We start from the raw sequence: 22,499 nt of genomic DNA, 5'->3' as shown, positions 1-22,499 counted from the left end.
AACGTGTGGAATGTACTAGTTGAAATAATGAAAGCTGCCGACCGTGTCGACAGCTTCACTATTACTTCTTTCTCCAAGGACCACATGGACCACATGGAGGAGGGCATGGCGGGGGACAAGGTGCCATGATGGGTTGGACCGTTCCACAAAGGTTTTGCTGCGTTGCTTGGTTTACGACGTTCGTGTTCTGAGGGAAATAATGTACATATTTATAGTTCATCTGGTTGACTTGAGTCGTTTGAGTTGGATGAACCATCGGAACATATACATCTTGCTGGTTATATTGAACTTGTTGGTTCGTAGGGCTAAACTGTGCAGGCATAACTTGTGGAGGATAATATTGAGATGGTGATACTGCTGGGTATCCACATCCACCCATCTGGGGCATCTGTTGCATAGCTCCCATCGTAGGCGCCATCTGACCCATTGCTCCCATCGTAGGTCCCATTGCACCCATATTAGGAACCATTCCCTTTTTGGCAAAAATGCCAGGGCGTTTAAATAAAGCCAAAAAAATGTTCTCCTTTCAAAAACCTTATATCCTATTTCTCTATATTTTATGTAGGACGACTTAAAAAGTTCGTCCATTTATCAATAAGTATTAAAAGGATTTTGTAGAAATTAATCGAACTGTACTTGAAATACATACTATTCAAATATCATTTATGAGGAGAGGAAGAAATAATTTGAGACTTTTAATTTCATTTTCAAACAGATTGATGCAAAGGTATATGCCCGATCCTTTTCTGTTGGTCATCTTACTGACATTCTTCGTATGTGGTTTAGCACTATTTGCGACAGATAGCACTCCTGTGCAAATCGTTAATTATTGGGGTACAGGTTTTTGGAGTTTATTAACATTTTCCATGCAGATGGTGTTAATATTAGTGACCGGCCACGTTATGGCAAGCTCCCCGCTATTTAAGAAACTATTAGGTTCTTTAGCAAAAATCCCAAAAACACCTGGGCAAGCTATCATACTCGTAACGTTAGTCGCGCTCGTCGCATGCTGGATCAATTGGGGGTTCGGACTTATAATAGGTGCTCTATTCGCAAAAGAAATTGCGATGAAAGTAAAAGGTGTCGACTACCGGCTATTAATCGCAAGTGCTTATAGTGGTTTTATCATATGGTGTGGAGGTCTATCAGGATCGGTTGTCTTAACAATCGCTACACCGGGACACTTTACCGAAAACATTATGGGAGTTGTTCCGACTAGTGAGACAATCTTTTCATCGTTCAACTTAATTATCCTAGCTGGCTTATTCATAATGGTACCGCTCATTAACAGATTAATGGTTCCTCCGGGTGAAAAAGCGTTTGTAATCGATCCCGCTTTGTTAGAGGACAAGCAATCACATGAGGCAGCAAGTAAAGAAGAAACCCTTCAAACACCTGCTGATCGACTTGAAAATAGTCAGTTATTATCTATTCTCATAGGGCTATTAGGAATCTCATACCTAGTCTATTATTTCACGAAAAATGGATTTAGCTTAAATCTAGACATCGTAAACTTTTTATTCCTTTTTATCGGTATCATCTTACATAAAACACCGCTGTTATTTTTGAAAGCGGTTACGGATGCTGTGAAAAATGCGAGCGGAATTATTATTCAGTTTCCTTTTTATGCAGGACTAATGGGAATCGTAACTTCATCGGGACTTGTGGCGGTCCTATCCAATATGCTTATTTCCTTTTCAAACGAACATACTTTTCATTTATTTACTTTATGGAGTGCTGGCCTCGTTAACTTTTTTGTTCCGTCTGGCGGTGGACAATGGGCGGTTCAAGGACCTGTTATGTTAGAAGCAGCACAAAACTTAGGCGTTTCGTTATCAAGAACGGCTATGGCTGTAGCTTGGGGTGATGCATGGACAAACATGATCCAACCATTCTATGCGCTTCCTGCTTTAGCTATTGCTGGATTAAAAGCAAAAGACATTATGGGATACGGTCTTGTTATGATGATCATTACAGGGGTCTTTATCTCTAGCGTGTTTTTGTTGCTATAACACATTAAAATCCAACAAAGAAAGCTCAAAAAAACCTCCTTATCGCTAAGGAGGTTTGCTTATTATGTATGGTGACTCGAGAGGGGTTCGAACCCCCGACCTCTACCCTGTCAAGGTAGCGCTCTCCCAGCTGAGCTATCGAATCAATGCCTTTGTCTAACAAAAATTATTATATATGCTTTTTACGAGTTTTGACAACACTTTTCTTCTGATTCTGCAAAAAAACCAATGATGTCTTCAGCTTTTCTTATGTATACACCGGGAGAGTATCCCGGCTGAATCAACGATTAGTTGAACGTACCTGCAGCAAGATCTCCGTCTTGTACACAAGTTACAGCTATGATGTCTTTACAGTTAACTAGTAGATTACGAGTAGCTGTTCCCGTTGCCGTCGTTACTTCATAAGAAAGCACAACACAGCACTTTGTGTGTTCCCAACGTACAAATCTGAACAACGTAGGATCTGTTGTTCCATTCAAGCTTAACGGTCCAATTCCTTTTAAGACGATTACAAGGAAGCTGTTTAAGTTTTGGCTACAAAAATCAATGTCGTCGGATAGATCACGAAAGAAATCACATACACAGCTATCACAACCGCGTGTGTTATTATGCTTTGTACATTTCTCTTTTCCGTGGAATAAAGAGTCACCCATCGTTACTGACCTCCCATCCATTTAAGAAATAAATCAATCTGTATACCAGATACTAAATAGCATATTAATTTATTTCGAAAATGATAGGATACATGCCTATTAATCGATAAATATGTGTTTACCTATGTTAAACGCAAGATAGAACACTACACACTTTCTTACTTTATTAATAGATTATAGTATGGAATCTTTATAATGAGCATCGTCTTGCTATAAAAGTTTGTTCCGGCAAGGAGGTGAATCATATGGCGATCATCCAAAGCCGTACTCTAAGAAGTAGAATTATTCCTTTAGCAAGTGAGAATCTAGTGAATGTATTCATTACAGGTAATAATGCAACACCTTTTTCTAGTGTTTCAATCCGTGAAGTTGGTGGTAACTTTCTCCGTGTATTCAATGCAGCTAATAGTATTAATGCTTTAATCAACTTGTTTGAAGTGGGAAGCATTGATAACGCTGCTGGAGCTGGAATAACTCCTGAAGTGAATAGCACAGACTTTAGAGACCGTATTATTGAATTTGCTAGAGTTTTCACCGTTGATATTTATGTTCCTGGTTTGCTAGCCCCATTCCTTACTAATGTAACCATTCGAGAAGTCGGTTCAGATTATATAAGAGTAACTAGCGCGACTGTTGACCGATATGTTTTATTCACTTCTATAGCAGCAGTGGATCAAAACTTGATTTTAGTTACAACCAATACCCCGAATGTAACAAGTCGTACTATTCGTTCAGTCTTGATTACATTAGCTAATGGAGATGTTATAGTAGATTTAATCGTAGCTGGTAGAGTGTTCAATGGCGTACAAATTGAAGAAGTACAATCAGATTACGCACGTATTAATAACGCAGCACAAACAAAATTTCCACTCTTAGATATCGTATCTATTGATGTCTTGTAATTAATAAAAATAAAGAAACACGCCGAAATTATGGCGTGTTTTTTGTGTAATACTTATCCTATCTTCTCTTCCTCATCACGTATTTTAATCTCTTCTACATCAAGACGCTCCTGCTTATCTCGGAGTCTGTGTGCGAGTCGGCTTGAAGCATTAGCAGCAATGCTTGCAACAAGGTCATCCAAGAATGTATGCACTTTCCCATTTGCTATCTTCGTATCTAATTTTTGAATAATACCCATTTTAAATTTGTCTAGGTGACCAAAGGTTGTAACAGCTATGGATCCATATCCGAAAACGGCACCAAGAGCGATGGTTTCATCTACTCCAAACAATCCCTCATCTTGTTCAACAATACTTTGAAGTGGTTCAGATAACTTTCTTTGTTCCGCAAGTATATCAAGTTCTACTCCGACTAGAATAGCATGCTGAATCTCGCGCTTCATGAGAACAGCATCGACGCTTTCTATACACTCTTCTTTCGTTAAGCCAGGTGAAAATGGGATCTGCATTTCATATACGATCTCAGCGATTTCAGGAATTGTGACGCCTCTTTCATTCAACAGCCTTCTAGCCGCTGCTTCAACTTCTCGACTGTGCACTCTATTATTCAACAGACTTCACCTCTTCTTAATGTTCGATCTCTTATGGCAAAACGATTTGATTCTTTCATTATATCATTATGTGATACAATAAAACGAGTTGAATGAAAACGCTTATAATTTAAAGATCAGTCAGCACAGGAGGTACTTTTTATGGCCATACTTAAAGGTTCTATTACAGATGATAAAATATACAGCAACTACTTGGATGAGGAGATTGACTTGCTCATCTACCTGCCTTCTAAGTTTACTCCACTCGTTAAATACCCTATTCTAATCGCACAAGATGGCAGAGACTACTTTCAGTTAGGAAAGCTGGCGAAAACCGCCGATCGACTAATGGAAGAAGAAAATTTACAGAGCTGTATCATTGTTGGTGTAAATCATAAAGGAATTGAAGATCGAAAAGCAAAATATGACCCCACAGGAGAGAAGCACGAAAATTACATTCGATTCATGGCATTTGAACTTACCTCTTATCTTAATGAGAAGTTTAACACGCTCCAACTTGGTGCAGGCATGGGCTTAATCGGAGATTCTCTAGGTGGTTACATAGCATTTAAGCTGAGTATTCTGTATCCGAATACGTTCGGGAAAGTGATTGTACAATCTCCTTATGTTCCTGAGAGCCTTATTGATACCGTTGAATCCATAGAACATATGCAAACGTTGACCATCTATCACTCTATAGGTGATGAAGAAGAACAGTTTACGAATCCTGAAGGAATTACCAAAGATTTCTTAACTCCAAACAGACAGCTGAGTAAGCTTTTGAACAATTTAGCTCTCGATTATGAATACACTGAGTTTCAAGGAAATCATCTCTGGGTAAATTGGCAGAAAGACTTAATTCCCGCTTTAAGGTTTCTTTACAGCGACCTGTAACTGTGGGAAATAAAAAGAATATTTGGTATACTAGTTTAAAATATGAGGGAGGAAGAAATATGAAATACGGCATTGCAATTTTTCCATCAAAAAATCTACAAGATAAAGTGAATTCCTACCGAAAGCGTTATGATCCGCATTATGCCCTTATCGCACCTCATATCACACTTAAGGAGCCTTATGAAGCAACCGAGGAAGAAATTCAAGAACATATCTCTTATATTTCTTCTGTTGCAAAGAACATAGACCCGTTTTCAATCATGATTAATAAAGTAGGATCTTTCCATCCTGTTAATAATGTTATCTTTTTAAAGGTGAATGAAGCTGAAGAGATAAAATCGCTGCATGAGCAGTTATATTCCGGTCCACTTGAACACCAGCAGCCATACAACTTTGTACCGCACTTAACACTCGGACAAAAGCTGTCGGATGAAGAGCATTCAGACGTTTTAGAACGTTTGCGTATGATTGATATTGAGCATGAAGAACGTATTGATCGTTTTCAACTGCTCTATCAACTTGATAATGGCTCATGGACAGTCTATGAAACATTTCGACTTGGAAAAGGAGTTTAATTAGATTGATTAAGACGTATACAACGAGCGAACAAGGATTTCAAGATGCATTAGCTGTAAGAAAAGATGTTTTTGTTCGCGAGCAGCAGATTGATGAAAAAGAAGAAATCGACAACAACGAAGATGTCTCCCTGCATTTCGTTCTTTACGACGGAGATAAACCAATAGGTGCAGCAAGGCTTCGTGAAGTGAACGGAGAGGGAAAAGTAGAACGAGTCTGTATATTATCTTCACATCGTAAAAAAGGATTAGGTGAAGAACTGATGAATGCTATGGAAACAGCAGCCATCGAACGTTCTTTACCGAGCCTTATATTATATGCACAAACACAAGCAGAAGACTTTTACAAAAAACTAGGGTACCTTACAACATCAAAGGAACCCTTCCTGGATGCTAATATACCGCATGTCGCTATGAAAAAAGCATTGAAATCGTCATGACGATTTCAATGCTTTTTTGTTTATTACGATCTAATCTCGTCAAAACTGTACAATAAAACGTACGTTGAGGAGACTAAGGTTGATGAACATTCATGTTGGACAATTGACAACTGAATTAATCATAGGGTTTATCGCCCTCTTTTTGTTAACAAAAGTATTAGGAAAAACGCAAATTTCACAGATAACACCTTTTGATTTTATCTCGTCTATTTTCTTGGGTGAATTAGTTGGTAATGCTATGTATGATGATGAGACTTCTATATTCGTTATTTTGTATGCCATTGTAATCTGGGGTTCTATGGTCTATATAGTTGAAATTATATCTCAGAAATTTAAAGGAACGCGAAAATTTCTGGAAGGCGCACCCACTATTGTCATTCGTAACGGACTAATCGATCGAGACATGTTAAAAAAGAGCAAGCTCGATATCAACCAACTTCAAAACTTAGTTAGACAAAAAGGATTTTTCGGATTAAGAGAAGTTGAATATGCCATATTAGAATCTAATGGATCTTTAAGCATATTGCCTAAGTATCAATATGGGCCACCAAACAGACAGGATTTGAACTTGCGATCTGAAGAACAGCCTGAACTCCCTGTAACTCTCATACTAGACGGTGAGCTTAACCATGATAACCTTTCAACAGCGGGACTCTCAAAAAGCGAACTTTATGAGTTGCTACAGCAACAAGGCTACTCCAATGTGAAAGGTATTGTTTATGCAGAATTCTCAGAAGGTGAACTGTTAGTCATGCCATGTACGAAGCCGAAAAAATAACAGGCCGTCCGTTTGTAATCTTATATGCTACACTTCCCTCCTCTAGCAATTGAATAATATGTGCAGAGATGGCCGTTCGAAACAATGAATAAGCGCCTAAGTTAGGGGGGGCCACTTCATAATTTGTTAGCATGACAGCAACTAAATTCTCTAATGATATTCCAGATCTGCTTGATTTTTTGATCTCCTCATGTACTTTCACAGTGATGGTTTCGTGTATAAGTAAGTTGTCTTTAATAACTTCCTGGTATCTGGTAACAAAACTTCCATGTCCAGGGACCATACCTTCCACTTCAATTTCTTTAAGTTTTTGTAATGTTTCTATATTCCGACGTGCGTCAACTATAAAAGGAATCTTATGCTTTGCAAGTACATCTATACCTAAAAAAGCATCTGCAGCATATAAAATACCGCGGAATAAGATGCCATGTTGATTATAACTATGACCTGGAAGATGAATAAAGTGAACTTCTGGAAATCGTTCTATATACCCTTCCGCGCAAATTTCATCAACACGTATAGCTGGTGCTTCTAAAAATTTATTTCGCATTTCCTTTAACGGGTAATTTCCATGAGATAAGTAGATTGGTTCTAGTACAGGATTCCTCATAATTGCTTCTTCTAGAGCAGGGGCAATTGTATGTACATCATAGTTTTGTTGTATGTACAAAGCTCCTCCAAAATGATCTGCATGTGCATGACTAATAAATAGATGAGTTAACGGAAGCTTTTCATTTTGAAGTTGCTTTATCACTTTTTTGGCTGCTGATGTTTCCAGACCAGCATCTATTAACATTCCTTTGCTTTTATCATTATTTACAATATACCCTATGTTAACAGCACCCTTGAAGTAATAACAGTCAGTCGAAAGTTCAATAAATTCCACTATAAAACCTCCAATTCATATGTTATGAACAAAAAAAGAAACCATCAGATGGTTTCGTTAATTATATTCCCTTTGCCTTCCATTTCACTTAAAATCTGATCAAAAGAACGCTTTTCTTCAAATGTCAATCTCTTCTTGTGCTGAAATGAACGTACATCATCATTTTGAATTGGAGGAACACTAGCAACAACAGGCAATCCTCTCTCAGCTTTTTCCATCCGACTAGCATATTGCAGCTGCTGAATTGGTAGGTACGGCAAGATATACCCCATCGATATCCTCTCCTTTATCATTACTTCTATATTTCTTACCCTATTCCTTCTAATTCTATGTTTTCTAAGTGTAATACTAAAAAAAAAGAGCACTCTGTTGAGAGTACTCTAAAGAAACATTTGGATTGCTTACACCCAAGGATCATAGTGGCAGCCATTGCTTGAGCTTGAGCTGGAACTTGAGCTTGAGCTAGAAGAAGATTCATGTTTTGAAGAAGATTCATGCTTTGAGCTAGATTCATGTTTATGGCTAGATTCATGTTTATGACTAGATTCATGTTTAGAAGATGACTCATGTTTGTGGCTAGACTCATGTTTATGACTAGACTCCCATTTGCTAGAGCTTGATTCGCACTCTACCTTCTTTTCATGAATAATAACTTTATCTGCTTTAATGATTACTTTATCAGCATAAACCTTCTTATGTTTTTTATGCTTCTTCTTCCTTTTACAATAATAACAATCTTCCATGTTACAACCTCCTCGTATAGTACATCATATGCAAGTCTGACGAGTTGGTTATAGGCTGTCTCACTAAAAATTAATAGCTATATGATTAACTGCTTTTGTTCGATAGTTTTGTTTATGAAAATAAACGAACGCTTCTACCGTAATGTTTTCATCAATACCACTCTTAAATGGAATCTGGAAATCATCCAAAGAGAGTTTGTCACCACTTTTAAATGTGGTTTCACGTAGTGGACAGATCCACATCTCTCCCCGTTCTTTTGCTTTTTCCGCCCACTCATTATCCATATACATCCAAATAGACTGCGTCATCTCTTCCTGTGAGGGTGACGCGATCAACGATATAATTTTTCCTTTTAATGCACAAGCTTCAGCAGGTTGGAATCTGAAACAAATATAAGGATTCTCCAACGTTTCTGTTCCAGTGTTTTCGATAAAAAAAGAACCTCTAATAAAACCCTTCTTATCTTTTGTGAAAATTACCGAATAGTCGAAATAACAAGCACTATTCAAGCCTTCTTTTTTCTGTGGTTCTGATTTACTATTATCTGAATCAAGCTCTTCAAAAACCGGTTCAGAAGTGCGATTAATGTTGATTCGCTTTTCCATACTTTTTATGCGCTGTTGATACAGATCGATCTGTTGGTCTTTATCATTCATTTCATCTTGTATGCTCTTCAACAATTCTTCGTAACTCTGCATCCTTTTTTCCATCTCATGTTCTTCTAGCCGTTTTAATTTCCTTGTGAGTTCTTCGACTTGTTTTCTTAGTCCTTGAAGTTCTTTTTCATTCTCTTCAATTATTTTAAGTGATCGATCATTGTTCGTCTCATTTTCGAGTCGTTCAATGGTTTCTTCAGCAAAGACGAGCTTTTTCTCAAGATCAAGTGCTTTGTCCTTGTAATAGTCCACCCTAGAAACGAGCCGCTCATAACTTAATTTATCCTTCGTCCCCATGCATCTTCCCCCTTGCATAATTAGGCTCTTTCCCTATTGTATGTAAGCTACAATTATTCGTTCACCTTTTTTTCATAAACAGGAAAGACCTGCAGGCAAATCGCCTCAGGTCTTTCTGTTCTTCAGATCCATTAATTATTGGTGTTGAAGGCAGTTTTCTATAGCGATTTCTCCAGAATCTGCTTTTACAACACCTGTAGTAAATACTTTAGTTCCTGCTCTGTCAATAAGTTCTACCTCAAATTGATTTCCATGCTCTGTCTCAACAATAGCCAGGTTAAACTGATACTGTTCTCCTGAAGCGTCCATTATTCCTCTTCCTGAAACAGTCAATCTTAGTCCACCAGCATACTCATCACAGCTAAGTGTTTCTTGTGTGAATTCTGTAGCTGTATATCCTGTATCATTTAGAGATAATTGGAATCTGCTTCCTGACAGGTTGTAATTCGGACAGATTTCAACGGATATCGTTGCCCTGCCAGTTTCTGTTGCTCCATCCTCTTCACACGTTAATCCGCTAGCAGTTCCTCGTGATCTACACAGGCAGCCTGGCCTGGGATATATGTCCGGGCATTGTTGTGGGAACACTACCTCTGGACACATTTCTCCCTCGCTTTCCTCTGCATTTAGGTCATTTTCACGAGGCGAGCAGAACTTCGCCAATACCTCTAGTTTAACTTCTGCTTCAACTTGGATATCAACGCAGAATGTAATGTCTACAACGAATGAAGTTGGTGATGGACTATTCAACAACACAGTCCCTGTTGGGATGCGAGCAAAGATTTTAGTGATTCGGCAGTATAAGTCTGTTCCATCTGGATAACACAAGACGAAAGATTCAAATACTGATGCATTAACCAACTGTTCTACAACGATTACTCCGTTACGGTCTACAACTTGAACTTTGATATCTGTTGTAAAGAGTAGCTCTACAAGCTGTGCTTCAGCAAAACCTCCGTTAAGCGCTACTGTAACATCTCTCTTATCTCCAACTTGCTCGCATAGATATAGTTCAGGGCATGCTGTCGCTTCAGTTGTTTCACCTGTTAGCGGGAATGCTGGAGGAGTTTTAGGTACTTTCGTAACCAATCTTAACGGTCGGCGTGAAGGATCATCCAATGCTTCTTCTATAGCTGCGATTTGTTCAGGAGTAAAAGAAACGGTCTTTCTTACGTTTAGTGTATCAGTCACCCAGTCGTAAACTTTCTGAACGCGGATACACTCATCCTGCAAGTGTTTATGATTATTTCCCATTGTTTCCCTTCCTTTCCTCATCATGATCTGAAGATTCCATACATACTATGGAAATAGAGTGGGTTATGACACAAGAACGAAAGCCTATTTTTATAGATAAGCGTTAAGGAGGAAGCTATCATGAGACCAATCTGGTATCAAGATCAGAAAGTGTGTGAGTTATCATCCATAGAATATGAGGCTTTATGTCTTTTATTACCTTATTGGGGATTGCAGATCTCTGATGACGGAGAAACAATTTCAGGAGCTCTTTCTACATTTATGTTTGGTATCCAAGGGCTACCACAAAAGAAAGTTAAAGAACTAGATCAGCTTTTAAGCCATACAGGAATCAGAGTGACAACAGATGATCATGTGAAATGTGACCATCGTTTTTATGTAGATTTCCATAGTGGTCATCCAATGCCACTTGCTCTGAATACACCTGAGAAACAATTATATTACTTGAACCCTTCTCCCACTTTCAGGTTACCCGTTCAAGCTGGCATTCATAAAGGTATCACATTAAAAAGAAAAGACGGACCTCTCTTCTTAGCCGTGCAGCCTTCTTATGAAGGTAAAGTTGTAGAGTGGATCAGTTATTTAGTCATTCAAACCTTTCTGCGTGTTTCTTTTGAATCTCTTTCTTCCGTTTCAGAATCAACTTTCTTTTCTTGCGCGAATAAAATCTTAAAGCCTATTAATCCTTATTTTGCAGCCGCTCAAATCCCGTTAGTAGACGAAATTGAAGAAAGACCAAATGTAGAAGTTAAGCTAAAGTCCTCCCCTTCTTCTCCTGTACAAAACAAGAGGGAAGATCTTTTTTATGAGGCAAATGAACAGAAGCCTGTTAATAGAAGATTAGATGCACCAAAAGCGACTGTTCCCCAAATTCGACCTTTTTCATCTGCTGGTTCGCTCATCACCAACCAGATTCCAAAACCCTATGAGCAAAGTAAGGTTTTATCAAGAAATGCAAGTCCAATCAGTCCTTTTAAATCAAACAGCCCTACTGAAAAAACGATCCAACCTTTTAATAAGAATACTGCTGAATCAAAGAGAACTTCAGTCATTCGTCCATTTCAACCAAATAAGAACACCCCGTCCTCAGATTGAGAATATAATGGCATTGCGCCAAGATATTCAATTAAGAGGAGAGATTAGAAGTGAATAAAGAGGATTTACAAAAGCTTTATGCTGAGATCAAAACAAAGAAACTGAACAATGCAGGGAAGAACCAATCTCTAATTAACCCCCCTGTAAAAAAAGGCTGCAGTTCTTGCGGCAAAGTAACATGGAAACCTAATAAATCTAACTAAAAAGCTGTCACCTTAGGGTGCAGCTTTTGCCTTTAAAAAATATATTGATTTTCCTCCAAATATTTTATGATTTGTTCGGCACATTCTTTTACTTCCAGGTGATCTGTTTTTACAGTAATTTCAGGAGAAACTGGTGCTTCATACGGATCAGAGATACCCGTAAAATTAGTAATCAATCCTTCTCTTACCTTCTTATATAGCCCTTTTGGATCTCGTTTCTCACATTCTATAAGACTGCAATCTATATAGACTTCAACAAATTCTTCTCTTGACAACAAACTTCTAACAGCATCTCGATCTGCAGCAATAGGAGAAATAGCTGCAACTAAAACAATCGATCCGCCTTCTACAAATAACTTTGTAACTTCTCCGACTCTTCTGATGTTTTCTGTTCTTGCTTCTTTTGAGAAAGTTAGATCTCGATTTAATCCGTGTCTTACATTATCTCCATCAAGCAACATGGTACTGTACTGTCTTTGGTATAACATTTTCTCAACTTCGGAAGCTATCGTTGATTTTCCAGAACCCGATAGACCTGTAAACCAAAGCACAAAGCTCTTATGACCATGAAGTTTCTGTCTCATTTCCTTGGTCACATTATGCTGTTGCCATGTTATATTCTTATCTTCTTGACTCAAATCTTTAGCCTCCATACCTTTTTATTTAGCATAATAATCGCGTAATATTGAAATGACTTCACTCCTGCTAAAATTAGTTGGAATCGGCTCGTTATTTTTTAGCATTTCTCTTACTTTCGTTCCTGATAAAGTAAGTCTGTCCATTTCGTCATGTGGACACGTTTTAATCGTGGCCATAGCTCCACATTTCGTGCAATAAAAACTATTCTCGAAGAAGATAGGTGTTATTCCTATCTCCTCCAGATCAAACTCTGCAAAAATATGCTGCGCATCATAAGGACCATAAAAATTTCCGACACCAGCATGATCTCTTCCTATTATAATGTGGCTGCATCCATAATTCTTTCTTATGATGGAATGAAAGATCGCCTCACGTGGACCCGCATATCTCATCGATCCAGGAAACGCACTCAACAGGACACGATTTTTCGGGTAATAATGTTGGAGAAGCGTTTCATAAGACTCCATCCTAACTTCTGCAGGTATGTCATCCTGTTTTGTCTCCCCTACTAAAGGATGTAATAAGAGCCCGTCCATCTGTTCAAGTGCTGTTTTTTGTAAATATTCGTGTGCACGATGAATGGGATTTCTCGTTTGGAAACCAACGATCTTTTCCCAACCATTCTTATTAAATTGTTCCCTTGTCTCTTTAGGATCTAAATAATAAGATGAACCAACTTTTCGAGGAGGTTTGTTCACCAAAGTAACTCTTCCCCCTACGTACCAGCTTCCTCTATTCATCACATTGCGTACCCCTGGATGCGTTTGATCCTCCGTACCATAGACATGCCTCACTTCTAGAAGTTTGTCAGGTTTGAAGATATCTGTGATTTCTATTTTTCCATATATCGTATTTTCATATTTCAGTAAAGCTTCATGTTGTTTTTTTAATTGTTTAGCTTTGTCTTCAGTAACAGGTAACGTTATTGGAACACTCCAAGGAAGTCCGTTAGTTAGCCTCATAAGACGTACTACAGCTTCGTATTCCGCTTTGTTCATAAAAGAATCAAGAGGACTAAATGCACCGTTAGCAAGACATTCTAAATCAGATAAACTGATTGGATCTAATTCAATTTTAATTAGGTTTTGATTGTAATCGACGTTAGTAAACTGTCGATTGACTAAACTTCCACCATGAGGAAGAAGGAGCATCGATTTCACCTCAACTATTCATTCATTAGCCATTGCTAATCATTACTAGTGTATGAAGGTTAGACAAGTTCTGTGAGTAAAATCATTTACACTACAAATGAAATTTTTCATTACGGACTTAATTTTTGTACTTCCCTGATAAGTTGATTGACGTGTAAGGTGCGAGACTCCTGAAACGGAAAGCAACTACATTCAAAAGCACTTCAGCATGTAGACAGCATTTATTTTAGAAGCAGTCTAAACAGAAAATTTTTTTACCAAAATAACCAGTCCCATACTTGTATAGTTGAATAGAATACTTGTATCGCACTATGACATTATCAATCATAGAGAAATTGAACTTAGGAGGAACTTTAGTGAAAGTAGGCGTAGTACTCCCCGTATATCACCAGGAAAGGGAGTATATTTTTGAATGTATACAATCGATGGAAAGACAAACTTTTCGTGATTATAAACTTGTAATCGTTCTTGATGGACCTAATGATGAAACGGTCACCGCAATAAAAGAAGCTAGTAAACTTTTAACCATTCCATATGAGATCGTTGATCGAAAGGTGAATCTTGGAATTTCTCCTACTTTAAATGAGGGCTTTGAACTTGTTAAAGATTGTCCTTATCTGACATGGATCTCGAGTGATAACAGACATGATCCAAACTTTTTAGAGCGGTTAGTCGATACGATGGATCAAGCCTCAAAGGAAACCGTATTGGTGTATTCATTTTATAGGCGGATTGATCAACATGGTACACCGATCACTTATACAAAAGCTTGGTACGAATATGTTGAGCATTTTATGACGAGGAAACGAGAAGAGATATTCCAGAATTGTTTTATTGGTGCATCTTTCATGTTTACGAGTGAAGCTTTTTCAAAAGCTGGAGGCTATCGGGTAGATTTCCCTAACGTACAAGACCATGATTTTTGGATTCGTTTGCTTCAGCATGGCGATTTTGTACTGCTCCGGGAATATATTATGGAATATCGTTTTAATGGACGATTTGCGCTTACAACAAACATCCCACCCGAACAACTGACGATGGAAAGTATGGCTAGCAGTATCGATATACAAAAAAGTATCGGAAAGCTACCAAAAGTAAGTGTTGTCCTCTATTCACACAATCATGTAAAAACAATCGATCTTGCATTGAACAGCATTCTTCAACAAACGTTGAGCGATTTTCAGATTGTTATTGTGGATGATGGTTCGACCGATTTTACTCCTGATTCAATTCATCGAACACACGACTTTAGAATGATTCCATTGTTGCTAAATCATCGCGGAAAAGCGGAAACCATTGAAATTGCTCTTGATTATTGCATCGGAGAGTATGTTCTTTTTATGACAGGTGAAGACTGGCTTGATCCACAAGCGCTAGAGCAGATGGTGTTAAAAATGGAATCCTTACCGTCAGAAACAGATCTGTTGGTAACGAATCATAAAATTTGGTACGACCGTCGAGGACGTTTGACTTCAGGACCGATTATAAGAGGTACTCGGTATGTTAAATCCTCGTTAAACAAAACCATTCAACCATACGCCGTTTTGTATCGATTAAGATCTCTTCATAAAAGTTTGAGTGGCGTCTCAAACAATCAAGTTGAGACTCACTTTTATAGCCAGCATATTAAGCCTGGAAATACACATTGGATGAATATGGCTCTATACCATAAGCGAATGAAATAAATAGAGCGTCCCCATGAATGAGGGACGCTTTTTTAGTGTATTAACTTGTTACATTACCTGATTGATCTGTAAAATGTAAGAGTTTGCTGTATCGAAATTTCTAATGGGTATTTTTTCTGCCAATGGAGTTCTTGTAAGAGTTTTGAATCCATGACATTGGGACTTTTTTCTGGAGAAGCGGCTGTCTCTAACAAAGTCAGTTTTTCTTTCGTAAACGTTTGAAAGATATCAGCTATCTCTAACAGTGTTGTCATCTTTCCTGACCCTATTTCGTAGGTCTTATTATGATGGCCTTTCTTCAACAGAACTTCATAAGCAGATATCGCATCTCTTACATCTAAGAACTCTCGCTTGTTTCCAAGATGACTGATATTAATAGCACTTACATCACCAGTATTCTCCATGTGGATAATACGCTTTGCTAAAAAAGAAACGAAACCAGGTGATGTGCCTGGTCCGATTAAATTACATGGTTTTGCTATCATAACTTGAAGATCAAACAGATGCGTCCAGTTCATCACTAGGTTTTGTTGAAGCTGTTTACTCACTCCATACGGATGATCCTTTCCCGAAAGTGCTGAGGTAACAATTACTGTTCGGCACGATGGGACTGATGAACGAATAGCTTCAAGTAAATAAAGTGTTCCTAGAACATTTGCTTCAATTGTCGAGATAGGGTCTTCCCATGAATGAGGTACAGAATTCACACCTGCCAAATGAAGGCAGAAGTTAGGTTTATGCTTGTTTAGGATTTCCGAAATACTTGCTTTGTTTAAAAGATCACATGTTTCTGCATGCACCTTCGAAATAGAAAAGGAACTTCTTGAAATGCCTATAACTTCATATCCTTTATCCACAAAGTACTGACAGGCATGAAGCCCTGTAAATCCTGTTGCACCTGTTATTACGATCTTTTTTTTCATTTCGACCAATCTTTTAAATCTTGTACCTGTTTTTCATAAGATGCGACCTTAAATGTTGAATCTGTCCTTGTGTTAAAGAGTGTTCGATCTAATCGTGGCTCGGTATGCGGGATAATATCAACATCATCCTTCTGATAGATATCCTTGATAATCTTTAAAAGTTCATACTTTGAAAGAACTTCTGGAGCGGTTAAATGATAAAGACCTGATATTGGATTAGTCGTGGTATGATCAATAAATTTAGCAAGTTCTAATGTTGTAACACCGTTCCATTTCACATGAGTAAAACCTTTAATGATTCCCTTTTGCTGAATAAACCAATTAAAAAGGCCGATACCATTTTTTAACTCGGGACCAATAATAGATGTTCGAATCGTTAGATGAGGTTCTGTTTTTATTTCTCCAAGCTGTTTAGTTTTAGCATACATCGATAATCCATCTGGTACCGATTCTTCATTGTAATTACCTTGATGTCCACTAAACACGCAATCTGTACTAATGTGGATCAACTTGCCTCCATACCCATTGAGTTGTTTAGCTAATTCGTGTGGAAGTAAGCTGTTTACAAGGATTGCGTCTCTTTGATGGATGGCAGCATATTCGTTTAATAGACCGATGCCATTAATAATAAGATCTGGTTTATAATGCTGAACAACTTCTGCAATCTGCGTTAAATTCGTTGCATCCAGCAGGATATGGCCCTCCGTTCCATCTCTAGAAGTCAGAAGGAGCTCATGTGTTGTCTTTGTTTTGAAATAGGAGGCAATCATATGACCAGCCATCCCATTCGCCCCTAAAATCATGATCTTCAAGACAGAAATCCACCTTCAACGAGCATCTGATGAATCTCTTTTTTCGTCATTAAATCCGTCTCAGAACTATAGCTTTCAAGCTCTACTTTATCGAAAGATGCATAGTGTTCATTCAATCCGTCTATATCAATAGTAGGTAGAATTACAAAGTATTCATTATCAAAAAGGACTGTCGTTGTACTTTCATATTCAGATAATAGGATTTCATGAAGCTTCTCTCCTGGACGTTTTCCAAGTTCGATCATCTTTACCCCTTTTTCTCCTGAAGCATCAATAAGAACTTGTGCTAGATCTGTAATCTTGCACGTAGGCATCTTCATAACAAAGATCTCACCGCCTACACTCTCATAAGTGGCTTTAAATAATAGACTGATCGCTTCTTCTAAAGTTAAGAAGAACCGCGTCATTTCAAAGTCAGTAATGCCCACTTGTCCTTTGTTCTTGATCTGACTTTTAAACACGTGAATAACACTACCATTTGTGCCTAAAACATTACCGCCTCTTACGCACACAAATCGTGTATGCTTACTTAATAGGTTTGCATGAATGATTAACTTTTCACCGATCGCTTTCGTCATTCCGTAAAGATTAGAAGGGTTCGCTGCTTTGTCAGTTGAAATATAGATCACTTTCGTCACCTTATGATGAATGGCTGTTTCGATTACGTTTTGTGTTCCTTGAATATTGCTTTTCAATGCTTCATAAGGTTGGAGCTCACAGATGGGTACATGCTTTAATGCTGCAAGATGATAGATATAATCGATGCCTTCGCTCGCTCTCATTAAGGAATCTTTATCTCTGATATCACCAATCATAAAGGTAAGCTTGGGATTATAATCAAACTGTCTTTGCATAGCTACTTGACTTGCTTCATTACGCGAGAGAACGATTATTTCTTTCGGTTCTTTTGGCAGAAGCTGTTTGACTAGCTCATGACCCCAAGATCCCGTGCCCCCCGTAATTAAAATTCTTTTATTAAACAATACTATTTCCTCCTAAAATAAACTTTACGACTCGATCTGAAACATCTAAATCTCCATAGCCTTCGGGAATGGACCATTGCTTCTTCTGATTTGTCATTACTTTTACTGAAGCTAAAATTTGTGTGGCTGAAACACCTGAAACACAATTGCTGCCACACTCAACGGTTTCTGGCCGCTCGGTACTATTTCTCATCGTTACAGTCGGCACTTGGAATAAACAACATTCCTCTTGAACGGTCCCACTATCTGTTAGTGCACAAAATGCGTGCTTTTCTAACTTTACAAAGTCAAAGAATCCAAATGGTTCATGAAATTGTACGAATGGGTTCATCTGTACCGTGCTGCTTTCTAGAATCCTTGATTTTGTGCGTGGGTGAATAGAGCAGATGATCGGCATTTTAAAATGTTCTGCAACTAAATTTAAACCTGTTAAAATCTCTTTTAAATGAACGTGATTGTCCACGTTCTCAGCACGATGGGCTGTGACTAACATATACTTTCCTTTTGAAACATTTAATTTTTCTAGAATTCTGCTATTATCAATCTGTTCTGCAAATTGAGTTAACACTTCATAGATCGGGTTACCTGAAACCATGATTCGGTTAACAGGAACACCTTCTCTTATTAAGTTCTCTCTGCTGTATTTGGTATATGGCAGATTAAAGGTAGAGATGGCGTCAATTACTTTTCTGTTTTTCTCTTCTGGTACATTTAGGTCAAAACATCTGTTACCCGCTTCCATATGCACAACTGGTATGTTTAACCTTTCTGTAACAATAGAAGAAAGAGCACTGTTCGTATCACCTAGGACCAAAACTTTATCCGGCTTCTCGTGTAGCAATATTTTCTCTAGCTCTGAAAACAGATGTGCAATTTGATTTCCGAAAGAAAATTGTTGTCTCATTAAAATATAGTCTGGCTTTCTAAGTTGAAACTCTTGGAAAAACACGTCATTTAATGAAGGTGTGAAGTTTTGACCTGTGTGAATCAAAACATGTTGATCTGCTAATTGATCTAGTTTTTTGATGATCAAACTCAGCCGTATGATCTCAGGACGTGTTCCAAGAATAGTTACTATTTTCAATGAAACTCTCCTTCCATAATTAAAATTAAAACTTTATATTAAACTATGATTGTATTCCCAATGTGGACTAGACCCCTACCCTGTACAAACAAAAAAAGGCACCCCTTCAGAGTGAGTGTTTAGAACATCTTTTCTATGAATTCATACAATGGCTTATAGAATTTAAAAGGAGCTACCGTATGATCACAGCTAAAATTTTGTTTGTTTTTTATTTACCTAGCGGCGGCATGGAAACATTGAACCGTCAACGCTGTAAAGCCCTTAAGAACCACGGCATCGACTGTCATCTTCTCTACCTTCAGAATGGTACAGGCATGCAAAACATTTCTGAGATTACTACTTATATCACAAATAATGATGAAGAGATTAAAAGAATAATAATGGATGATTTTGATGCCATCTTCGTTTGCTCAGACATTAACTTACTTCACCGTATAAGAAAGCTTGGGTTTACAGGTAAACTTATATATGAGGTGCAAGGGTTAGGTAGTTACCAAAACGCTGAAAAAATTTTGCTTCAGGCAAAGCCGAACGTGGAAACATATTCTAACGGAATCCTTTTTCCTAATACACCTCATCTAATCAACTTGATTCAAGCCTACTATCCTTCCACACCTAAATATTGCTTTCATAATTGTTTTGATAAAGATGAATTTTGTTATGTTTCAATGGAAAAACCGAGCTTTCCGATCGTTGGCTGGGTTGGGAGAATTGAAGAGAATAAAAATTGGAAAGATTATTTAGAGTTTTCCTTTCGCTTCTTAAAGCATAGACCTGACACTCAATTTTGGATGTTCATAGACGATACACTAGGCGATCAAAAGGAGCGGATGAAATTTAATAGACTGGTGACTCAGATGGGGTTAAGCACTTCCTTAAAGCTGCATGCCAACATCCCTCATAAACAGATGGCCAACTACTTTTCCATGATCGGGGATTCTGGAGGATTCTTATTATCGACTTCTAAAGTAGAAGGATTCGGGTACGCAGTCATTGAGGCGATGAGCTGCAGATGCCCTGTTCTCTCTTCTGATTCAGATGGTGTAAAAGCATTCATCGCTCATAATCAAACTGGTAAATTTTACACGAATGCTAGAATTGAAACGGCTGTTCCGGAAGCATTAGAACTGGTTAACAATGTGGTGTTACGTTCTAGTATTATAGATCAAGCATACAATCACTTAGATGTATTTAACCTGGATACGTATGCCCAAGAATTTATGAATATTTTAAAATAAAATACAGATATCCTAAGTTTGTTCACAAAAAAAGCTCCTAAAGAGGGCTTTTTTATGTGCCTTTAATTCGTTTAACGATCTGTTGAGTCATCATTCTTTTATATCTTTTAGAGACAAGCTTAACTTCTTTTCCTATCGACGGTTTACGTACCTGTGAACCCATTTCACTGTGCACGCGATAATGGGTTAACGGCTGATTGTAGTGAAAAAATAGGATGTCCGAACAGATTACTCGTAACCAATAATCATAATCTTGCGTACTCGGAAGCTCTTCATCAAAGTATCCTATTTGCTGAATGAGTTTTTTATCCATCATAACTGTACATCCATTGATCACACAGCTTCTTCTCATAACTTTTAGAAATGCCAAATAATCAGTGTTATCGAAACCGAGTGTTGAACTTGTAAGAACATTATCCTCATTCATAAGTCTGAAGTTCGTACTGCTTATCAGCGCGCCTACTTCATTCATAAAAGCAACCTGACGTTCTACTTTGTTTGGAAGAAACATGTCATCAGAACTTAGCCAGCAAATAAAGTCACCACTTGCAGCTTTAATGCCTGTATTCAATGCACTTGCCGTTCCACCGTTTGGTTTTGAGAGAATCGTAACCTGATCTCTATAAGGTTCTAATTTCTCGTTATGTTGAAACGATCCATCATTCACGACAATAATCTCGATATTTTTGTACGTTTGATTCAACGCACTTTGTATAGCGTGTGTGACATAAGTACAGTTGTAAAATGGGATAATAATAGATACTTTATCCATTCAAAGTTTCCTTTCAATAATTGTTTGTATTTTGTGTATCATTTCAAGAGCTCTTTTGCTCGAGATATGTCTCTCGTGAACCATCTTATATCCTTGTCTAGCGATAACATTCCGTTCTATTTCGTTAGCAAGGTAATAAGTGATCTTTTCTTTATAATTATTGAGATCAATTTGTACGAATGTTTGACCATCAATAAATCCAAGTTCATATAATTCTGGTGAACCTGGAGCTAGCAACAATGTTTTTGAGGCTAATACTTCGAAATACTTCAAAAGTGGATAATGATAGATCGAATCACATGTAATAAATATCTTGGCAGCATTTATTTCTTTTGCATATTCTGCGCCTGAGATAATTTCTTTCTCATGCGCTTTTATATCACGGTATCCAGGATGCTTGAAGGTTTTAAAACCACTAAAAGTTTTCATCTCTTGCATGATCTTGGCTCTAAGAGGATAAAGATGCGGATAGTTTGCACCTACCATTAAAACGTCTGTTTCTTTTGTAATCTGGTAATCTTTGAAAACATTTTCGTTCACATGATGAGGGAACCAATGTACCTTATCTGATAGTGAAGGAAAAGTTTGGATAAAAGCTTCTTTATAATGAGGAAATAAAACTTTAATACAACTTAATTTCATAATCCTCTCACGTAATTTTGGGTTGTAATGCAAATCGTGAACGATCATCCCAGATGGTACGTTCAATGTCTCGAGTCCATTTATAAAAGGACTATAGTTTTTGTGAATATCATTAAATAATATGAAATCAGGTTTCCTTTGAACACGTGAAAGAATATGTTGAATAGAAGCATGTTCGCTCCACACTTCAACATTCACATGTTTTTGAAGTTCTTGGTATAAATAATGACTTGATTTATCAATAAATTGGCTAGTGTCTTTTGTGATAAAGAGTATGTTGATTTTACTCATTGATTAATCCTTTCTAAATAAATTGAAAAGACTTCATGTAAACATGAAGTCTTCGTGTTAGATTAAAGCTCGATACCAAGAATGTGGTCTATGCGGATATAATACGTTGATCCTGCACCAGAACCTGCACCAGAGAATACCACAAAATTTTCTTCAACACTAACAACAGTGACACCAAAAAGATTTGTTTCCTCACAGCTAGTGTATACTTGCGTGATAACTGTATTTTGTCCAAGTAATCCATTGAACAATCTTCTAAAAATCAATCCCATTATTACAACTCCTTTCTTAACAAAATTA

The 22,499-nt window shown here is 37.6% G+C and carries 27 protein-coding genes and 1 tRNA gene; 10 read left to right on the top strand and 18 right to left on the bottom strand.

The genetic code is table 11. The features are described 5' to 3' along the window. Positions 1 to 61 precede the first annotated feature (61 nt). The gene (locus IHV09_RS04905; RefSeq protein ID WP_231618128.1) at positions 62 to 511 is read right to left on the bottom strand and encodes a CotD family spore coat protein; all 450 of its coding nucleotides are present in this window, start codon (positions 509 to 511) and stop codon (positions 62 to 64) included. A gap of 175 nt (positions 512 to 686) precedes the next feature. Between IHV09_RS04905 and IHV09_RS04900 the strand changes: the two genes are divergently transcribed. Continuing rightward, positions 687 to 2,012 carry a short-chain fatty acid transporter gene (locus IHV09_RS04900; RefSeq protein WP_197263767.1) on the top strand — a complete coding sequence of 442 codons (1,326 nt, stop codon included), beginning with the start codon at positions 687 to 689 and terminating at the stop codon, positions 2,010 to 2,012. Positions 2,013 to 2,081: 69 nt separating this feature from the next. On the opposite strand, the gene IHV09_RS04895 is transcribed toward IHV09_RS04900, so the two are convergent. Together IHV09_RS04895 and IHV09_RS04890 are read right to left on the bottom strand one after the other, a co-directional pair. After that, positions 2,082 to 2,157, bottom strand: a tRNA-Val gene (locus IHV09_RS04895). Between the two features lie 142 nt (positions 2,158 to 2,299). Then, positions 2,300 to 2,665: a hypothetical protein gene (locus IHV09_RS04890; protein ID WP_197263766.1), complete on the bottom strand. Its 366-nt coding sequence runs from the start codon at positions 2,663 to 2,665 to the stop codon at positions 2,300 to 2,302. A gap of 245 nt (positions 2,666 to 2,910) precedes the next feature. On the opposite strand from IHV09_RS04890, the gene IHV09_RS04885 reads away from it, so the two are divergent. Further along, complete coding sequence (locus IHV09_RS04885; RefSeq protein WP_197263765.1) at positions 2,911 to 3,567, top strand: hypothetical protein; 657 nt, start codon at positions 2,911 to 2,913, stop codon at positions 3,565 to 3,567. A gap of 53 nt (positions 3,568 to 3,620) precedes the next feature. On the opposite strand, the gene IHV09_RS04880 is transcribed toward IHV09_RS04885, so the two are convergent. Beyond that, the gene (locus tag IHV09_RS04880; RefSeq protein ID WP_197127572.1) at positions 3,621 to 4,178 is read right to left on the bottom strand and encodes a phosphatidylglycerophosphatase A family protein; all 558 of its coding nucleotides are present in this window, start codon (positions 4,176 to 4,178) and stop codon (positions 3,621 to 3,623) included. Positions 4,179 to 4,319: 141 nt separating this feature from the next. Between IHV09_RS04880 and IHV09_RS04875 the strand changes: the two genes are divergently transcribed. The 4 genes from IHV09_RS04875 (at position 4,320) to IHV09_RS04860 (ending at position 6,844) form a co-directional block, all read left to right on the top strand. Further along, positions 4,320 to 5,051 carry an alpha/beta hydrolase gene (locus IHV09_RS04875; RefSeq protein WP_197263764.1) on the top strand — a complete coding sequence of 244 codons (732 nt, stop codon included), beginning with the start codon at positions 4,320 to 4,322 and terminating at the stop codon, positions 5,049 to 5,051. A gap of 59 nt (positions 5,052 to 5,110) precedes the next feature. After that, complete coding sequence (locus IHV09_RS04870; protein WP_197127570.1) at positions 5,111 to 5,626, top strand: YjcG family protein; 516 nt, start codon at positions 5,111 to 5,113, stop codon at positions 5,624 to 5,626. 5 nt (positions 5,627 to 5,631) lie between these two features. After that, complete coding sequence (locus IHV09_RS04865; protein ID WP_197191241.1) at positions 5,632 to 6,066, top strand: GNAT family N-acetyltransferase; 435 nt, start codon at positions 5,632 to 5,634, stop codon at positions 6,064 to 6,066. A gap of 82 nt (positions 6,067 to 6,148) precedes the next feature. Continuing rightward, entirely contained in the window at positions 6,149 to 6,844 is a 696-nt protein-coding gene (locus IHV09_RS04860; protein ID WP_197263763.1) for a YetF domain-containing protein, read from the top strand. Here the strand turns inward: IHV09_RS04860 and IHV09_RS04855 are convergent. The 5 genes from IHV09_RS04855 to IHV09_RS04835 form a co-directional block, all read right to left on the bottom strand. Continuing rightward, positions 6,816 to 7,730, bottom strand: a complete 915-nt coding sequence (locus IHV09_RS04855; protein WP_197263762.1) for an MBL fold metallo-hydrolase — start codon at positions 7,728 to 7,730, stop codon at positions 6,816 to 6,818. The genes IHV09_RS04860 and IHV09_RS04855 overlap by 29 nt on opposite strands. A 44-nt stretch (positions 7,731 to 7,774) precedes the next feature. Beyond that, positions 7,775 to 8,002 carry a hypothetical protein gene (locus tag IHV09_RS04850; RefSeq protein ID WP_197127566.1) on the bottom strand — a complete coding sequence of 76 codons (228 nt, stop codon included), beginning with the start codon at positions 8,000 to 8,002 and terminating at the stop codon, positions 7,775 to 7,777. Between the two features lie 129 nt (positions 8,003 to 8,131). Then, positions 8,132 to 8,473 (bottom strand): hypothetical protein, encoded by a 342-nt coding sequence (locus IHV09_RS04845; RefSeq protein WP_197191243.1) that lies wholly within the window; start codon positions 8,471 to 8,473, stop codon positions 8,132 to 8,134. Positions 8,474 to 8,536: 63 nt separating this feature from the next. Beyond that, positions 8,537 to 9,427: a hypothetical protein gene (locus IHV09_RS04840; protein WP_197191244.1), complete on the bottom strand. Its 891-nt coding sequence runs from the start codon at positions 9,425 to 9,427 to the stop codon at positions 8,537 to 8,539. A gap of 135 nt (positions 9,428 to 9,562) precedes the next feature. Next, positions 9,563 to 10,681 carry a hypothetical protein gene (locus tag IHV09_RS04835; RefSeq protein ID WP_197263761.1) on the bottom strand — a complete coding sequence of 373 codons (1,119 nt, stop codon included), beginning with the start codon at positions 10,679 to 10,681 and terminating at the stop codon, positions 9,563 to 9,565. Between the two features lie 120 nt (positions 10,682 to 10,801). Here IHV09_RS04835 and IHV09_RS04830 point away from each other — a divergent pair, with 120 nt between their 5' ends. After that, complete coding sequence (locus IHV09_RS04830; RefSeq protein ID WP_197263760.1) at positions 10,802 to 11,776, top strand: hypothetical protein; 975 nt, start codon at positions 10,802 to 10,804, stop codon at positions 11,774 to 11,776. Positions 11,777 to 11,826: 50 nt separating this feature from the next. After that, positions 11,827 to 11,979 carry a hypothetical protein gene (locus IHV09_RS04825; protein ID WP_153238649.1) on the top strand — a complete coding sequence of 51 codons (153 nt, stop codon included), beginning with the start codon at positions 11,827 to 11,829 and terminating at the stop codon, positions 11,977 to 11,979. A 32-nt stretch (positions 11,980 to 12,011) separates the two neighbouring features. On the opposite strand, the gene cysC is transcribed toward IHV09_RS04825, so the two are convergent. Both cysC and sat read right to left on the bottom strand, forming a co-directional pair. Next, positions 12,012 to 12,617, bottom strand: a complete 606-nt coding sequence (gene cysC / locus IHV09_RS04820) for an adenylyl-sulfate kinase (RefSeq protein ID WP_255520068.1) — start codon at positions 12,615 to 12,617, stop codon at positions 12,012 to 12,014. A 21-nt stretch (positions 12,618 to 12,638) separates the two neighbouring features. Beyond that, a complete protein-coding gene (gene sat, locus IHV09_RS04815; protein ID WP_197263758.1) occupies positions 12,639 to 13,769 on the bottom strand; it encodes a sulfate adenylyltransferase in 1,131 nt (376 codons plus the stop codon). A gap of 356 nt (positions 13,770 to 14,125) precedes the next feature. On the opposite strand from sat, the gene IHV09_RS04810 reads away from it, so the two are divergent. After that, positions 14,126 to 15,454, top strand: a complete 1,329-nt coding sequence (locus tag IHV09_RS04810) for a glycosyltransferase family 2 protein (protein ID WP_197263757.1) — start codon at positions 14,126 to 14,128, stop codon at positions 15,452 to 15,454. 53 nt (positions 15,455 to 15,507) lie between these two features. Here IHV09_RS04810 and IHV09_RS04805 read toward each other — a convergent pair whose 3' ends face one another. From IHV09_RS04805 to wecB, 4 genes are read right to left on the bottom strand one after another with little or no spacing between them, the layout of a single operon-like run. Further along, positions 15,508 to 16,377 carry an NAD-dependent epimerase/dehydratase family protein gene (locus IHV09_RS04805; RefSeq protein ID WP_197263756.1) on the bottom strand — a complete coding sequence of 290 codons (870 nt, stop codon included), beginning with the start codon at positions 16,375 to 16,377 and terminating at the stop codon, positions 15,508 to 15,510. Next, entirely contained in the window at positions 16,374 to 17,180 is an 807-nt protein-coding gene (locus IHV09_RS04800) for a dTDP-4-dehydrorhamnose reductase family protein (protein WP_370568954.1), read from the bottom strand. Before IHV09_RS04800 ends, IHV09_RS04805 begins: the two co-directional genes overlap by 4 nt. A 5-nt stretch (positions 17,181 to 17,185) precedes the next feature. Further along, positions 17,186 to 18,172: a polysaccharide biosynthesis protein gene (locus IHV09_RS04795; RefSeq protein WP_197127556.1), complete on the bottom strand. Its 987-nt coding sequence runs from the start codon at positions 18,170 to 18,172 to the stop codon at positions 17,186 to 17,188. Further along, positions 18,165 to 19,256 carry a non-hydrolyzing UDP-N-acetylglucosamine 2-epimerase gene (gene wecB, locus IHV09_RS04790; protein WP_197127555.1) on the bottom strand — a complete coding sequence of 364 codons (1,092 nt, stop codon included), beginning with the start codon at positions 19,254 to 19,256 and terminating at the stop codon, positions 18,165 to 18,167. The genes IHV09_RS04795 and wecB overlap by 8 nt, the downstream gene beginning before the upstream one ends. A 179-nt stretch (positions 19,257 to 19,435) precedes the next feature. On the opposite strand from wecB, the gene IHV09_RS04785 reads away from it, so the two are divergent. Continuing rightward, entirely contained in the window at positions 19,436 to 20,494 is a 1,059-nt protein-coding gene (locus tag IHV09_RS04785) for a glycosyltransferase family 4 protein (protein WP_197127554.1), read from the top strand. A gap of 52 nt (positions 20,495 to 20,546) precedes the next feature. On the opposite strand, the gene IHV09_RS04780 is transcribed toward IHV09_RS04785, so the two are convergent. The 3 genes from IHV09_RS04780 to IHV09_RS04770 form a co-directional block, all read right to left on the bottom strand. Continuing rightward, positions 20,547 to 21,266 carry a glycosyltransferase gene (locus IHV09_RS04780; protein WP_197263754.1) on the bottom strand — a complete coding sequence of 240 codons (720 nt, stop codon included), beginning with the start codon at positions 21,264 to 21,266 and terminating at the stop codon, positions 20,547 to 20,549. Then, positions 21,267 to 22,199 carry a glycosyltransferase gene (locus tag IHV09_RS04775; protein WP_197263753.1) on the bottom strand — a complete coding sequence of 311 codons (933 nt, stop codon included), beginning with the start codon at positions 22,197 to 22,199 and terminating at the stop codon, positions 21,267 to 21,269. It lies immediately after the preceding gene. 62 nt (positions 22,200 to 22,261) lie between these two features. Beyond that, the gene (locus IHV09_RS04770; RefSeq protein WP_197263752.1) at positions 22,262 to 22,471 is read right to left on the bottom strand and encodes a hypothetical protein; all 210 of its coding nucleotides are present in this window, start codon (positions 22,469 to 22,471) and stop codon (positions 22,262 to 22,264) included. Positions 22,472 to 22,499 lie beyond the last annotated feature (28 nt).

The sequence above is a fragment of the Fictibacillus sp. 23RED33 genome, assembly GCF_015903925.1.
GTDB classification, from domain to species: domain Bacteria; phylum Bacillota; class Bacilli; order Bacillales; family Fictibacillaceae; genus Fictibacillus; species Fictibacillus phosphorivorans.
The sequence above is the reverse complement of the archived record's forward strand: the minus strand, read 5'-3'. Positions and strand labels throughout refer to the sequence as shown.

Bases quoted from the DNA above. Each gene is read 5' to 3' on its own strand.
- IHV09_RS04780 (WP_197263754.1), bottom strand. From the start codon at position 21,266: ATGGATAAAGTATCTATTATTATCCCATTTTACAACTGTACTTATGTC.
- IHV09_RS04875 (WP_197263764.1), top strand. From the start codon at position 4,320: ATGGCCATACTTAAAGGTTCTATTACAGATGATAAAATATACAGCAAC.
- IHV09_RS04870 (WP_197127570.1), top strand. From the start codon at position 5,111: ATGAAATACGGCATTGCAATTTTTCCATCAAAAAATCTACAAGATAAA.
- IHV09_RS04845 (WP_197191243.1), bottom strand. From the start codon at position 8,473: ATGGAAGATTGTTATTATTGTAAAAGGAAGAAGAAGCATAAAAAACAT.
- IHV09_RS04775 (WP_197263753.1), bottom strand. From the start codon at position 22,199: ATGAGTAAAATCAACATACTCTTTATCACAAAAGACACTAGCCAATTT.
- IHV09_RS04850 (WP_197127566.1), bottom strand. From the start codon at position 8,002: ATGGGGTATATCTTGCCGTACCTACCAATTCAGCAGCTGCAATATGCT.
- IHV09_RS04830 (WP_197263760.1), top strand. From the start codon at position 10,802: ATGAGACCAATCTGGTATCAAGATCAGAAAGTGTGTGAGTTATCATCC.
- IHV09_RS04805 (WP_197263756.1), bottom strand. From the start codon at position 16,377: ATGAAAAAAAAGATCGTAATAACAGGTGCAACAGGATTTACAGGGCTT.
- IHV09_RS04840 (WP_197191244.1), bottom strand. From the start codon at position 9,427: ATGGGGACGAAGGATAAATTAAGTTATGAGCGGCTCGTTTCTAGGGTG.
- IHV09_RS04885 (WP_197263765.1), top strand. From the start codon at position 2,911: ATGGCGATCATCCAAAGCCGTACTCTAAGAAGTAGAATTATTCCTTTA.
- IHV09_RS04800 (WP_370568954.1), bottom strand. From the start codon at position 17,180: ATGATTTTAGGGGCGAATGGGATGGCTGGTCATATGATTGCCTCCTAT.
- sat (WP_197263758.1), bottom strand. From the start codon at position 13,769: ATGCTCCTTCTTCCTCATGGTGGAAGTTTAGTCAATCGACAGTTTACT.
- IHV09_RS04835 (WP_197263761.1), bottom strand. From the start codon at position 10,681: ATGGGAAATAATCATAAACACTTGCAGGATGAGTGTATCCGCGTTCAG.
- IHV09_RS04785 (WP_197127554.1), top strand. From the start codon at position 19,436: ATGATCACAGCTAAAATTTTGTTTGTTTTTTATTTACCTAGCGGCGGC.
- IHV09_RS04890 (WP_197263766.1), bottom strand. From the start codon at position 2,665: ATGGGTGACTCTTTATTCCACGGAAAAGAGAAATGTACAAAGCATAAT.
- IHV09_RS04770 (WP_197263752.1), bottom strand. From the start codon at position 22,471: ATGGGATTGATTTTTAGAAGATTGTTCAATGGATTACTTGGACAAAAT.
- IHV09_RS04860 (WP_197263763.1), top strand. From the start codon at position 6,149: ATGAACATTCATGTTGGACAATTGACAACTGAATTAATCATAGGGTTT.